Annotated in this window: 10 protein-coding genes; 5 read left to right on the top strand and 5 right to left on the bottom strand. The window is 61.8% G+C overall.

Translation table 11 applies throughout. The features are described 5' to 3' along the window. Nucleotides 1–346: 346 nt before the first annotated feature. Nucleotides 347–1,378 carry a LacI family DNA-binding transcriptional regulator gene (locus AB0O97_RS19770; protein ID WP_363884948.1) on the bottom strand — a complete coding sequence of 344 codons (1,032 nt, stop codon included), beginning with the start codon at nucleotides 1,376–1,378 and terminating at the stop codon, nucleotides 347–349. A 23-nt stretch (nucleotides 1,379–1,401) separates the two neighbouring features. Further along, nucleotides 1,402–3,258: a glycoside hydrolase family 13 protein gene (locus tag AB0O97_RS19765; RefSeq protein WP_363884947.1), complete on the bottom strand. Its 1,857-nt coding sequence runs from the start codon at nucleotides 3,256–3,258 to the stop codon at nucleotides 1,402–1,404. Between the two features lie 312 nt (nucleotides 3,259–3,570). Between AB0O97_RS19765 and AB0O97_RS19760 the strand changes: the two genes are divergently transcribed. The 4 genes from AB0O97_RS19760 to AB0O97_RS19745 all read left to right on the top strand — a co-directional run bounded on the left by AB0O97_RS19760 (nucleotide 3,571) and on the right by AB0O97_RS19745 (nucleotide 9,466). After that, complete coding sequence (locus AB0O97_RS19760; protein ID WP_363838061.1) at nucleotides 3,571–4,869, top strand: maltose ABC transporter substrate-binding protein; 1,299 nt, start codon at nucleotides 3,571–3,573, stop codon at nucleotides 4,867–4,869. Between the two features lie 267 nt (nucleotides 4,870–5,136). Then, the gene (locus AB0O97_RS19755; protein WP_363884945.1) at nucleotides 5,137–6,675 is read left to right on the top strand and encodes an ABC transporter permease subunit; all 1,539 of its coding nucleotides are present in this window, start codon (nucleotides 5,137–5,139) and stop codon (nucleotides 6,673–6,675) included. Continuing rightward, nucleotides 6,672–7,598, top strand: coding sequence for a sugar ABC transporter permease (locus AB0O97_RS19750; protein ID WP_363838056.1), 927 nt, complete (start codon nucleotides 6,672–6,674; stop codon nucleotides 7,596–7,598). Before AB0O97_RS19755 ends, AB0O97_RS19750 begins: the two co-directional genes overlap by 4 nt. A 2-nt stretch (nucleotides 7,599–7,600) precedes the next feature. Then, entirely contained in the window at nucleotides 7,601–9,466 is a 1,866-nt protein-coding gene (locus tag AB0O97_RS19745) for a glycoside hydrolase family 13 protein (RefSeq protein WP_363884943.1), read from the top strand. 84 nt (nucleotides 9,467–9,550) lie between these two features. Here AB0O97_RS19745 and AB0O97_RS19740 read toward each other — a convergent pair whose 3' ends face one another. Then, complete coding sequence (locus AB0O97_RS19740) at nucleotides 9,551–9,982, bottom strand: hypothetical protein (protein WP_363884941.1); 432 nt, start codon at nucleotides 9,980–9,982, stop codon at nucleotides 9,551–9,553. Nucleotides 9,983–10,183: 201 nt separating this feature from the next. On the opposite strand from AB0O97_RS19740, the gene AB0O97_RS19735 reads away from it, so the two are divergent. Beyond that, nucleotides 10,184–11,557, top strand: coding sequence for an FAD-linked oxidase C-terminal domain-containing protein (locus AB0O97_RS19735; RefSeq protein WP_363884939.1), 1,374 nt, complete (start codon nucleotides 10,184–10,186; stop codon nucleotides 11,555–11,557). Nucleotides 11,558–11,687: 130 nt separating this feature from the next. Here AB0O97_RS19735 and AB0O97_RS19730 read toward each other — a convergent pair whose 3' ends face one another. Then, the gene (locus AB0O97_RS19730) at nucleotides 11,688–12,083 is read right to left on the bottom strand and encodes a hypothetical protein (RefSeq protein WP_363884937.1); all 396 of its coding nucleotides are present in this window, start codon (nucleotides 12,081–12,083) and stop codon (nucleotides 11,688–11,690) included. A 137-nt stretch (nucleotides 12,084–12,220) separates the two neighbouring features. Then, entirely contained in the window at nucleotides 12,221–13,588 is a 1,368-nt protein-coding gene (locus AB0O97_RS19725; protein WP_363884935.1) for a DUF4032 domain-containing protein, read from the bottom strand. Nucleotides 13,589–13,724 lie beyond the last annotated feature (136 nt).

Here is a 13,724-nt window from a genome sequence, read left to right as displayed (position 1 = left end):
GACCCACAGCGCCGATGGTACTGCATTCGTGAGGATGTGGGAGAGTAGGACACCGCCGGACAACACGTAAAAAAGGGTCGAGGCCCCGCACCACAAGTGCGGGGCCTCCCCACATTAACAAGCACCAACAACAACAACGAAGTAGCAGCCAACACCTACCCCGCGCCTACATCGAAACAACAGATCACGTCATGAAACCATTCGAGACTGCAGAACACGACACAAATCCACGATTCACATCGCAGCAACTACGTTCTCGAATCCAGCAAGCACCAACAACAACAACAATGGCCACCCCGACCAGGGCGGCCATCACTGTTTAACAATCACTGTCTAACAAGCAGAACTACTCCACCGCCGGCACCGCCGTACTGCTGCGCACCACCAAATGCGTAGGGAACTCCTCAGCCACCGGTTGATACGCAACAGCGGCATCGTGAGACGACTGCTCCAACCGAGCCAGGATACGGCGTGCCGCCAGGGCGCCCTGTTCGCGGGGCTTCTGGTCAAAAGTGGTGAGCCCAAAGACTTGGCCCAGCTCATGCCCGTCAATGCCAATTACAGATAGCTCTTCCGGAACTCGCAGCCCAAAGTCTCTCGCGGCGAGGATCGTGCCGATAGCCATTTCATCGGAGGCCGCGAAGACTGCAGTGGGCCGCGCCAGACCCTCAGCCAGCAGGGAACGGGCGGTGGTGTAAGCGCCTTGGACGGTAAAATCGGAGCTCCGTTGCCAAGCCTCGGGCGTGGGCAGCTGAGCCTGCCCCATGGCCGTTTGGTATCCGCTGCGCCGAGTCCCGGGCAGCTTGAAGTCAGAATCGTACTCGTGATCACCGCCAATATGTGCGATCCTCGTGTGCCCTAGCCCAATCAAGTGCTCGGTAGCCCGCCTCGCCAACTCAAAGTCATCGACGCGCAAGCTGTCGGCACCAGGCAGTGGCCCGCCGATCCCCAGGACAGGGCGGTGAATCGCCAACAGCTGACTTACCTCAGACTCGGTGAGTTCCAACGAGACGGCGATGACGGCGTCGAGCCTCTTGCGCAGGAGGAAGTCAGTCAGGATGGTGGCGCGGTGGCTCTCATTCTGGCTGGTGGTGTACAGGGTGAGGTCGTAGCCGGCTTCGATGAGGACCTCGGAAGCGCCGTCGATCACGGAGGAATAGAACCAGCGGTTGACGCCGGGAACCACGATTCCGATGTTGTGATTTCGGCCAGAGGCCAGGCTGGAGGCAGCGTACGACAATACGAAGCCAAGCTCGGCGGCCGCGTCCTGGGCTCGTTTGCGGCTCTTGGCAGAGACGCTCCCTTTGCCGCCCAAAGCGCGCGACACCGTGGCGATCGACAGCCCGGAAAGCTCCGCAACCTCTTTGATGCCCGCCACTTTTTTGCTCCTCAGTCCCTGCGTCACAATTTCAGCCAGATAGCCTCGGACGATTCTAGTTGAGCGCTGTCCCCGAGGGTAGGCAAGGAGCGCGCAATGACGGTGCCAGCGGGCAATGTCATGGGCTCGCTGCCGGTGTTGATGAGCGCCAGCGTGGTTTCGTTCAGGAACGCCAGCGAATTCTCCGTGCAGTAGTCCTCGGCCCACTGCAGCGAGCCTGTGCCGAGTTTGAGTTCGCTGCGCAGGGCGAGGGCCTTGCGGTACACGGACAAGTGCGACGCCGGATCGTTGACTTGGGTATCGCGGGCGTAGCTTGACCAGTCCAAGGGCTGGGGGAGCCAGGGCGCTGCTGGGGTGGCGCCGTCGCTGAATCCGGCTGCCGGGCTGTCGGCTCGCCAGGGGAGCGGCACTCGGCAGCCGTCGCGGCCAATCCGTTCGCCGCCGGTGCGGGCAAACGTGGGATCCTGACGTGCTTCGTCCGGCAGTGTGGTGTGGTCTGGGAGGCCCAGCTCTTCGCCTTGGTAGAGGTAGCACGCGCCCGGAAGCCCGAGCATGAACAACGACGCTGCAGCCGCACGTTGGCGACCAAGCGCAAGGTTTGGCTGTTCATCACCGGCGCCAACACCATCGCCGTCGCGGGGGCTACCGCCGTCGTACCCGAAGCGGGAAGCGTGCCGGACCACGTCATGGTTGGAGAGGACCCACGTGCTGGGGGCGCCAACGGCATCGAAGGCGCGCAGGGAGTTCTCGACCACGGTGCGCAGAGCGGGCGCGGAGAATCCGGTGGCTAGGTAGGGGAAGTTGAAGGCCTGGTGCATCTGGTCGGGGCGTACCCAATCGGCCATGCGCTCCAGCGGGTCCACGTTGGCCTCGGCGCACAGGATTCGCTCCGGGCCATACTCGGCGAGGACTTCGCGCCAGCGGCGGTAGATGTCGTGCAGCGCGGGCTGGCCGAACATGGGCGCGAGGTGGCCGGGGAAGCCGTCAATGCTGCCGCCCCAGGCTGTGCCGCCCCAATCGGGTAGGCCGTCGGCTTTGACCAGAGCGTGGGCAACGTCCACGCGGAAGCCGTGGACGCCACGGTCGAGCCAGAAGCGCAGGGTCTCTTCGAATTCAGCCTGGACGGTGGTGTTGTCCCAGTTGAAATCAGGCTGGGTGGAATCGAACAGGTGCAAGAACCACTGGCCAAGCTCGCCGTTGGCTTCGGTGACGCGGGTCCATGCCGGACCGCCAAAGTGCGACTGCCAATTGTTCGGCGGCAGTGCGCCGTCGGGGCCCTTGCCATCGCGGAAGATGAACACATCCCGCTCGGGGCTCCCGGGGGCTGCGGCCAGTGCTGCTTGGAAGAGTACGTGCTGATCGGAGCAGTGGTTGGGGACCAGATCGATGATGACGCGCAGCTTCAGCTCGGTGGCGGTCTCCACCATGTGGTCAAAGTCTTCCAGTGTGCCAAAGAGCGGATCCACCTGGCGGTAATCGGAAACGTCGTAGCCAGCGTCGCGCTGCGGTGACTTGAAGAACGGAGAGAGCCACACGGCATCCACGCCCAGTTGCGCCAGCTGGCCCAACTCGAGGGTGATGCCCGCCAAGTCGCCCACGCCATCGCCATTGCTGTCGCGGAAGGACCGGGGGTAGATCTGATAAATCACGGAGTCGGTGGACCAATGCTGCTTGTCCCCGGCCGCTGCCGCATGGATCGGCGTCAGGGCACCGGAAATGCCGGTACGGGAAGCACCGGTACGTGAAGCGCCCGAAGCAGCGGATGAATGGACAGGGGCGCCAGCCATTGAGGCTGGGGAATCAACGGAGACGCTAGCAGCGGAGACGGACGGCGTAAGCGTGGCCGCGGAAACGCTGAGGTCAGAGAAGGTGGCAGACATGAGTACAACCCTAGAGAGTAATCACCAAATTGTAAACGCTCTCATAAACCCTAAAAATATTTGACCGGTAGTCATACACCCGGCAAATATGCCGATAACACGGAAGTTTGTGGGCAGTGTTATGCAGATAAAGGGTCGTCAGTTGAGGCCGGTTCACTAGAAAGTTGAGAAAGTTCCAACAGTGGGACTATCTTTTTGGAACCGTTTTCATGTATCTTTGAGAATGCTTACGCTCTGTGAGGTAGGCCACTTACGTTATTTTTTGCCCGCAAACGCCTCCACATGGATGCTGGGCTCAAGAAAGGGACACCAATGAAGTTGCCAAATACAAGTGCCAACCCCGTCAGTCGTCGCGTCTTTGCCGTTGGCGCGTTGTCGGCAGTGGGCGCACTCGCGCTCAGTGCCTGCGGCGGCGATACCAAGCCCACCACCTCCGCATCGCCCACCACCTCGGATTTGGCGGCTGGCGGAGCCACCACCATCACCATGTGGGTTGACGCTGAGCGCTCACCGGCGCTGAAGGACATTGCAGCGAAGTTCAAGGCCGATACCGGCATTGAAGTAAAGCTCGTCATCAAGGACTTCGCCGCAGTGCGCGATGACTTCATCACCCAGGTTCCCACCGGCAAGGGCCCGGATTTGATTGTTGGCCCGCATGACTGGGTAGGCAAGTTCGTCCAGAACGGTGTGATCGCACCGGTTGAGCTCGGTGATAAGACCTCCGCGTTCTCCAAGACCTCCATCAAGGCCATGACCTTCAACGGCTCCACTTACGGTGTCCCGTACTCAGTAGAAAACATTGCTTTGCTGCGCAACACGGACTTGCTGCCGGCCGCAGTCACCACCTTCGACGAGGTCATCGCCGCAGGTAAGGGTGTTGTCGATTCCGGCAAGGCCCAGTACGCGTTCCTGGTGGGTCTGGATCCCAAGCAGGGCGATCCCTATCACCTCTACCCGCTACAGACCTCCATGGGTTCGGCCGTCTTCGGCCTGGACGCCGATGGTGGTTACGATCCCAAGCAGCTCATCCTAGGTGAGCCGGCCGGCGTCGAATTTGCCAAGAAGCTCGTGGAATGGGGAGATACCGGTTCCAAGGTACTCAACTCCAACATCACCGGCGACATTGCCAAGGAAGAGTTCAAGAACGGCAAGAGCCCGTACTTCCTCACCGGCCCGTGGAATGTCCCGGATCTGCAGAAGGCTGGCATCAAGGTCGCCGTTGACCCGCTGCCCACCGCAGGAGACAAACCCGCGCAGCCGTTCGTCGGCGTCAACGGCTTCTTCATCAGCGCCAAGAGCGCCAATGCCCTGGCCACCACCGAGTTCGTCACCAACTACCTGACCACAGAGGCCGCCCAGGACTCCATGTTCACGGCTGGCGGGCGTCCTCCGGCGTTGACCGCGTCCTTCGAAAAGGCTTCCTCGGATCCCATCGTTGCGGCCTTCGGCAAGATTGGCGACAACGGCGTGCCCATGCCCGCAATCCCCGAAATGGATGCCGTCTGGAACGACTGGGGCGCCACCCAACTCGACATGATCAAGGGCAAGGGCGACCCGGCCACTGACTGGCCCAAGATGGCTGCCACCATCAAGTCCAAGATCGGCGCGTAAGCGCACGTTCGAGCAAGATCTGCACCGCCAGTAGTACCTGTAAGACCAGTAAGTAGAGGTGCGTGGTGCCCGGCCACACGGCTGGGCGCCACGCACCGTATCGTCGCCTGTGAAGCACTGCAAGAGGATAGCCACGTGATGCGAGTTCCAGAATCCACCAACCACGCCGGACCCGTACCACGGGTGAAAAGCGGCACCAATTCTCCCGATGGCCCTGCAACGAAGAATGGCTCAGGGAAGCCGGGTTCGCCCAAGAGGAGCCACGGCATGGAATCGCTGAAATCCACCATGGTCAAAGTGGTGTTGTTGGGTTTGGTGGATGCCTTTGCGGTATTCGTGATGATCACCCTGTTCCTCAGTGCCTCTTGGACCATCTTGGCCATCGCCGCCGCAGTCACGCTGCTGATCAACTGGATTTACCTGCGCAAGGGCGGCCTGCCCGCCAAGTACTTGGCGCCGGGCGTGTTCTTCTTGGTGGTTTTCCAAGTGTTTGTGGTGCTGTATTCCGGCTACATCGCTTTCACCAACTACGGCGACGGGCACAACAGCACCAAAGCCGATGCCATCTCAGCCATCCAAATCACGGCGCAAAAGCGCGTGCCGGATTCCCCCTCATTTAAGACATCTGTGCTGAAACAAAACGATGAGCTGTTCCTGCTCTTCACCAACCCCGACGGCACCGTCACCATAGGCTCCTCCACCCGGCCACTCTCAACTGTCACCGATGCAACGCTCGATGGCACCGGCAAGGCCGTGTCCGTCCCCGGCTATGACGCTCTGAATTTCGCCCAAATCGTGGCCAATCAGAACGACATTCTGAGCATCTCCGTCCCCGTGTCCGAGGACGCCGCCCAAGGCAGCCTGCGCACCGCCGATGGCAGCACAGCGTACGCGTTCAAGCCCAGCATGGTCTTCGACAAAGCCACCGACACCTTCACCGACGTCGAAACCGGCACCACCTTTACCGACAACGGCGAGGGCGCCTTCGCCTCCGCGGACGGCGAACGGCTGGCCACCGGTTGGAAGATCAACGTGGGTTTCGACAACTTTGTCCGGGCCTTCACCGATCCCAATCTGCGGGCCCCGCTGCTGAACGTGATCGCCTGGACGTTCATGTTCGCCATCGCCTCCGTGATCCTGACCTTCGGCTTGGGCTTGTTCCTGGCCATCACCTTCAACAGGGATGATCTGCGCGGCAAGAAGATCTACCGGGTGCTGATGATCCTGCCGTACGCGTTCCCGGCATTCCTCTCCGGCCTGGTGTGGTCCGGTATCCTCAACCCGCAATTCGGCTGGCTAAACCAAACGTTGCTAGGCGGGGCAGAGATCGGCTGGCTCACGGACCCCATCCTGGCCAAGATCAGCGTCCTGGTGGTGAACCTCTGGCTAGGCTTCCCGTATATGTTCCTGGTCTGCACCGGCGCCCTGCAATCGTTGCCCGCCGAGCTGGACGAGGCTGCACGCATGGACGGTGCCGGAGCGTGGCGAGTGTTCCGCTCCATCAAATTGCCGCTGCTGCTGGTCTCGATTGCACCGTTGTTGATTGCCTCCTTCGCGTTCAACTTCAACAACTTCAACGTCATCTACATGCTGACCGGTGGTGGACCCCGCTTCGAGGACACCACCCGCGACATTGGCTCCACGGACATCCTGATCACGCTCGTGTACAAGGTGGCGTTCGGGCAGGGAACGGGCCGTGATTACGGCTTGGCCAGCGCCTTGGCCATTGTCATCTTCATCATTGTGGCCACTGTTTCCGCCGTGAGCTTCAAGCAGACCAAAGCACTTGAGGAAGTGAACCGATGAGCACCACCACCGTTCCTGTTCGGCCCACACCAGAGACCGCCCCCGAGCTCCTTGCCGCCAAGCGCCGCCCCTTCGGCGTCTGGTTCAAGGACAAGGGCTGGCGCCATCTGGTGGGCGTAGTGGTCACCCTCTTCGCCATCTTCCCGCTGCTCTACGTCCTCTCGGCAGCTTTGAATTCCAATGGCACGCTGGCCGGCACCAAGGGCCTGTTTACGAAGATCGACTTCGTCAACTTCATCAACTTGTTCAACGATCCGGCCCGTCCCTTTGGCCGCTGGTTCATCAACACCCTGGTCATTGGCGTGGTGACCTCGGCAGCCACCGTATTCCTGGGCGCCATGGCCGCTTACGCCTTCTCCCGTATGCGCTTCAAAGGCCGCCGCATGGGCCTACTTTCGCTGCTCCTGCTGCAGATGTTCCCCCAACTATTGGCCGTCGTCGCAATTTTCTTGTTGCTCAGCGGCATCTCCGACGTCATCCCGTCGCTGGGTCTAGGCAGCCAGCTGGGCCTGATCATGGTCTACCTGGGCGGTGCGCTGGGCGTGAACACCTACCTCATGTACGGCTTCTTCAACACGATTCCGCAGGAGCTCGATGAGGCTGCCAAGATCGACGGCGCCTCCCATGTGCAGATCTTCTTCGGCATCATTTTGCGGCTGGTCACCCCCATCCTGGCCGTGGTGGCGCTACTGTCCTTCATCAGCATCTCTAGCGAGTTCGTGATCGCCTCCGTGGTGCTGACCGATCCGGACTCCCAGACGCTCGCCGTCGGCCTCTATTCCTTCGTGGCTGACACCCGTTCCAAGAACTGGGGTATCTTCTCGGCAGGTGCAGTCTTGGCCGCAGTGCCTGTCATGGCGCTGTTCTTGTTCCTGCAGCGGTACATTGTGAGTGGTTTGGTTCAAGGTGGAGTAAAGGGGTAAACATGGCAGGCAATCAACCGCACCACGATGGTTCGGCACTGTATGTGGGAAGTTCGACGGCGGAGCTTGGCCAACGTGTGACCTTGCGGTTGCGCGTCCCGCAGGACTGGGGGACGGCCTCGCGTGTGTGGGTCCGTAGCGTGCAGGACGCCGAGCCGCGTTACGACGAAGCCACCGTGGTGGGGGAGTCAGCCGGTTGGGTGTGGTGGGAAGCCACCATGTTGCCTGTGAATCCCGTGGCCCTGTACCGCTTTGTCATTGAGATAGCGGCCAGCGGGGAAGACGGACCCAGCTACTCGTTCCTGAACAATGCGGGCCTGCACAACCGGGACACCTCCGATTACAACGATTTCCGGGTGACCACCGCCAAGGCTGCTCCGGCGTGGTCGCACGATGCTGTCATGTACCAGGTGTTCCCGGACCGCTTTGCCCGCTCCGCGGCGGCGGACGGGCGGCCCACTCCGGAGTGGGGCGTGGCCTGCGATTGGGACACCCCCGTGCAGGGCAGTGGTCCCGATGTCGCCCGGCAGTTCTATGGTGGCGATCTGGATGGCGTTACCGAAAAACTTGATGAGCTGGCGGCTCTGGGTGCGGACATCGTCTACCTGACACCGTTCTTCCCCGCACGTTCAAATCACCGCTATGACGCCTCAACGTTCATGGAAGTGGATCCGCTGCTCGGCGGGGATGCGGCGCTCATCCGGCTGGTCGAGGCAGCGCACGCCCGCGGCATGAAGGTCATGGGGGATCTGACTTCCAACCACACCGGCGATGCCCACGAATGGTTCCAGCGCGCTGCGGCCGACCCGAACAGTGTGGAAGCCGGCTTCTACTACTTCAACGAGGACCGCACCGAGTACGAGTCTTGGTGGGGCGTGCCGTCGCTGCCCAAGCTGAACTGGGCCTCGGAGGCTTTGCGCGAAGCCTTCGTCACCGGTGAAGATTCCGTGGTGGCGCACTGGCTCAAACCCCCGTTTAATCTGGATGGCTGGCGCATTGACGTGGGTAATATGACTGGCCGCTTGGGCGCCCAGAACATCAACAAGGAAGTGGCCGCGCTCATCCAGGATCGCATCCTGGAGATCAACCCCAACGCGCTGCTCCTGGGCGAGGAAACCTCCGATGCCGGCGCCGATGTGGACGGTTTCGGCTGGCAGGGCGCCATGACGTACTCCAACTTCACCCGCCCCTTGTGGCAGTGGCTGGGCAACCCGGCCGCGCGCGTGGACTTTTTCGGCACCCCGCTGGCTGGCCCGCCCAAGGTGACGGCCGACGTCGTACTTGAGACCCATAAGGACCTTTCCAGCGCGTTTTCCTGGCCCGTGCGCAAGGCGACCATGAACGCACTGAACACCCATGACACGGCACGGGCGGCGAGCGTCATGATTGCGGGCGGGCCGCTGGTTGCCGCAGCCCTGTCCATGCTGGTGCCGGGGATCGCGGTGGTTTTTGCCGGCGATGAGTTTGGCCTGGAGGGGTGGAATGGTGAGGATTCGCGCACGCCCATGCCGTGGGAATCACCGTCGCGTGTGGTCACGGATCTGCGTTCTGCCTACGCCGCGCTGACGGAGTTGCGGCACACCAGCCCGGCGGTGGCTGACGGCGGGATGCGGTGGTTGATGGCCGACGGCGATGTGCTGGCTTTTGTGCGCGAGTCACCGGAGGAGTCGTTGCTGGTTTTGGCCACGCGCGCGCCAGCGTTGTTCCCGGTGGCTGAGTTGGGGCTCTCCGCTGTGGACGCGCAGGCGCTGACTTTGGCGCCGGCGTTCGCCACGGCCGAGTTCGGTGCCACCGAAGAGAAGTTGCAGCTCGATGGCCCGGGGGCTTTTGTGTGGCGACTGGCCGGAGTCAGTGTACCGGAGGCCTGAGCCCTGCGGCCTGGAGCCCGAGGCCTGAAGCCCGGGAAACTGGCGCCCTGAGGCTTGGAGCCCTGCGGCCGCAGACCTCTGGTCTCAGGGTGGGCGGGCCAACTTGTTCAAGAGGCAGATCTCGGAAACGCTGAGTTGCAGCGTGTCAGTCAGCAAATGCACCGCATTACCTAAGAGTTTCTCATCCAGCTCATGAGCGGAGAGACGATGGAAAAGTTCTTCCGAGGCCTCCAAGGCTATAATGTGCAGGCATTTACTGAACTGGTCTATAGCCTCAATGAGAAGTCTGAGCTCCTTGTTAGAGAGGCAGCTCAGATCCGTTGTGTAGACCACTGCGAAGAGCTCTCTTACCGTTGAAAGTACAGCCGCAACGCTGTGAAGTGAACGAGAATTTATTGCTCGTGGGCCCGATGCGAGTCCGTGGTCGCGCCGTTGATAGAGGCGTCCAATGCTCTGCCCGGCCCCTGCCCCGGCCTCGTGAGGCGGCTCATTCGACTTCCCGTCCATGATGTCCATAGTTGGACTGTAGGGGATGCGACCGGTCGGCAAAAGTGCCACAGTGCCCAATGTGCACGGTGGACAGCATGCCTTGGCCTGTGGAGGAATTCTCTTGGGCGGCAACCCCGCTCGCGAGCTGTGGCTTGCCGCCCATCTCCTAGACTAAAAGCAGCATCTAGGGGAAGGGTCTGTTGGGATATGGCTGTGCAGGAGAATGGGTTGAACACAGAGTTTGTGGCGTTATTGCTGCAGGATCTGCGCGAGGACCAGATCAGTGTCGCCGACGCAGATTTGACGACGTTTGCCATTGACCAAGGGCCCGTCACCGACTACCAGCTGCCGTTGGCGGTGGTATGGGCGGAATCGGTCGCTAACGTGCAGTCAGTTATGCGTGCGGCCGCTGCATTCGGCGTTCCCTTGGTGACTCGGGGTGCCGGGACTGGCGTCTCCGGCGGGGCGCATGCCACGGCCGGATGCGTGGTGCTGAACTTGACGCGCATGAACCAGATCCTGGAGATCAACCCGGCCGATGAGATTGCCCGCGTTGAACCCGGCGTCATCAACGGCGACCTCAACGCTGCCGTGGCCGATCATGGGCTGATGTTTGCCCCGGACCCGGCCAGTTTCAAGATTTCCACCATTGGCGGGAACATCGCCACGAATGCCGGCGGGCTGCGCTGCGCCAAGTACGGCGTCACGCGCGATGCCGTCCTGGCGTTGGATGTGGTGTTGGCCGACGGTTCCTTGATTCACACCGGGCACCGCACGTTCAAGGGCGTTGCCGGATACGACCTCACCAGCTTGTTTGTGGGATCGGAAGGCACACTGGGCATTGTTGTGGGCGCCACCGTGCGGCTGAAGTACCTGCCCACCATTGTGCGCACCCTCGCCGTGTTCTTTCCCTCCGTGCAGCAGGCCGCGGCCGGCGTGCTGGCACTCGGTGCAGCCCGTGTGCAGCCGTGCATTCTGGAACTTCTGGACGGGCCCTCACTTAGGGAACTGGACCGCCGCAACGGCAGCAATCTCGCGTCAAGGGGGACGGCGCTGCTACTGATCCAATTCGACGGTTTGGCAGCCGTTGCGGAAGAGGAGGTGGCCGCCGTCGAACTTGAAAAGATTGGCGGTACCGTCAGTAGGGAGGACCCGCAGGAGGCGCAGCGGCTGGTGGAGCTGCGCCGCAACAACCGCGGTCTGGACGTGGACGCTGAGAACAGAGTGGGCGAGGATGTGGCCGTGCCGCGCTCGCAGCTGGTGCATTACATTACAGCGCTGGAGGAGATGGCTGTGCGGCACGGTGTGGACTTGCAGGTCATCGCGCATGCCGGCGACGGCAATCTGCACCCCACGTTTTCCGTACCTTCCTTTGAGCCGGGGCGTATTGCGGCCCTGAATGCGGCCCTGGATGAGTCCATCGACAAGGCGCTTGAGCTGGGCGGCACCATTACGGGCGAACACGGCATCGGCCAGTACAAGCTGCGCTGGCTGGGGCTGGAGCAGTCCGAGCAGGTGTTGGGGATCCAGCGGAACATCAAGGCGTTATTTGATCCTGCGGGCATTCTCAACCCGGGCAAGGCCATCCCCGCCCGTCCGTAGGACCCTTCCTCAGCTTTCGGGGTGTTTCTGGCAACGCTCCATCAGATCCCGTCGATTGAGGAGCTTTTCCTGATGCCCTGTCGATGGGCGCGCATGCCGCGTTGACGATCTTGGCGGCAGGCGTGCCGGTTCATTGCGCTGCGCTGTTCCGGTTGCCCAAGCGCTCAAGAACCGTGCGGCTGAGAACCACGTCCTGGGGGATTGCTGGCAGCTCCGCGGGGCTGGTTTCCACGCCACGTTGGGCCAGGATGTTCCCAAGATAGTTCCAGTAGGCCGTGATTGCATTTGCCATGGTCTGTTCGCCGTAAGGCTCATCCGGGCCCACGACCGTGCGCGTCGTCGCCTCAATCCCATCCTGACTAGCCTGTGCCCAGGGCTGGTTTGAATTCCAGCCGCGATCGTCCAACAGCAAGACCGATTCCCCGTTGTCGAGCTCAGCCTCAAACAACACCGAGACTGAAACCCCTTCAGGCTGGGCGCCCTCATGGACATTGGCGGTGCTCACAAACCTGGAAACAGCTGCCATGCGGTGGCTCCTAACGTTGGATGCCGAAGGGGGTCTCTGGATAGTGCCCAAAAGGTGACGCAGCGTTGCCCAAAACACGCCGTAAGGTGGTGCAGGGTTGCCCAACACACGCCGTAAGGTGGTGCAGCGTCGTGGGGTTAGGCCTCGAAGGCGGCGTCGGGGAGGACTCCGCCTTCTAGCATTTTGATGGTTGCCGTGTCGGTGCTGAGCATGATGGCGTCTTCGTCGCGGCGGAAGCGCAGGATGTCATCCACGTATGACTGCACGGCTTCTGCCAGCGGAACGTTGCGTTCCTCATCTTGGGAGCGGAACCACCGGTGCTCAAGCACCTCATGCACCACCTCGGCCGGTTCCAACTTGCCGCCAAGCTCACGCGGGATGGAGCGGACGATGGGTTCGAAGATGGAGCTGACCCATTCGTGCGCGCTGATCTCCTCATCCTTGATGGGATCCATGTCGTTGCGGAAGGAATCCATGTCGTTGAGCAGGCGACGGGCCTGGTTCTCTTGAGCGTCAATGCCGGTCAGGCGGAGCAGACGGCGCTGGTGGTGGCCGGCGTCGACCACCTTGGGCTGGAGCTGAATAGTGGCGCCGTCGGGGGTGGTCTTGATGGCGTATTCCTCGACGTCGAAGCCGAGCTCGTTCAGGCGACGGATGCGGGCGCCCACACGCCAACGGTCCTCGAGTTCGAACGATTCCTTTTCGGTCAGCTCCGCCCACAGGCGGCGGTAGCTTTCCATGATGAGCTCGCTCGTGGCGACAGGATCCACCTTCTCTTCAATGAGCCCGCCCTCGAGTAGGTCCATGAGTTCGCCGGCAATGTTGACGCGGGCAATTTCGAGATCGTATTCGCGCTGGCCCGTGGACAGATCCGGGTACAGCTCACCGGTCTCGGCGTCCACGAGGTACGCGGCGAAGGCGCCAGCGTCGCGGCGGAACAGCGTGTTGGAGAGGGAGACATCGCCCCAGTAAAAGCCCACTAGGTGGAGCCGGACCAGCAGCAATGCCTGTGCATCAATGAGACGGGTCAACGTATCGCGGCGCAGCTTCTGTGAGAACAGCGCGCGGTAGGGCAGGGAGAATTTCAGGTGCCGCGTGACAAGTACCGGATCCAGGGGAGCGCCAGACGGCGTGGTGCGGCCGCTGATGACGGCGACCGGCTCAACGCAGGGGACGTCCAGCCGGGCCAGCTTGCGCAGCATGTGGTACTCGTGGCGGGCCACATGTTCGGAGGTTTCCTTGATGGCAATGACGGAACCGTCCAGGTGCGCAAAGCGGACCACGTGCCGGGAGATACCGCGGGGCAGGGCGGCGAGGTTTTCGGCCGGCCACTCCTCTAGCCGGATGTGCCACGGCAGGTCCAGCAGGCCGGGGTCGGCACTGGCTGCTGTGATGTTCAGCGACCCCAGCACCGGTGCCGGTGGCGCACTTTGCCGGGGCAGCTTGCCGCGCTGGTCAAAGTCGGTGGGCTCGTGGTTCCACTTGGCGCCTGGTTGTTCAGTCATGGTTCAAATTCTCTCTTAAAAGGTGAGGCGCGGTTGCCTGCTGGAAATCCAACAGGCAACCCGCCCCAGCCCAGAAAGGTCCCCACACCAGACAGATCAAAAGTCAAGCGCATGGAGACGACCTTCCAGTTAGTTG

The sequence above is a fragment of the Specibacter sp. NPDC078692 genome (genome assembly GCF_040686835.1).
Taxonomy (GTDB): domain Bacteria; phylum Actinomycetota; class Actinomycetes; order Actinomycetales; family Micrococcaceae; genus Specibacter.
Note: the sequence above shows the minus strand (reverse complement) of the source record. Positions and strands in the feature narration are given on the sequence as shown.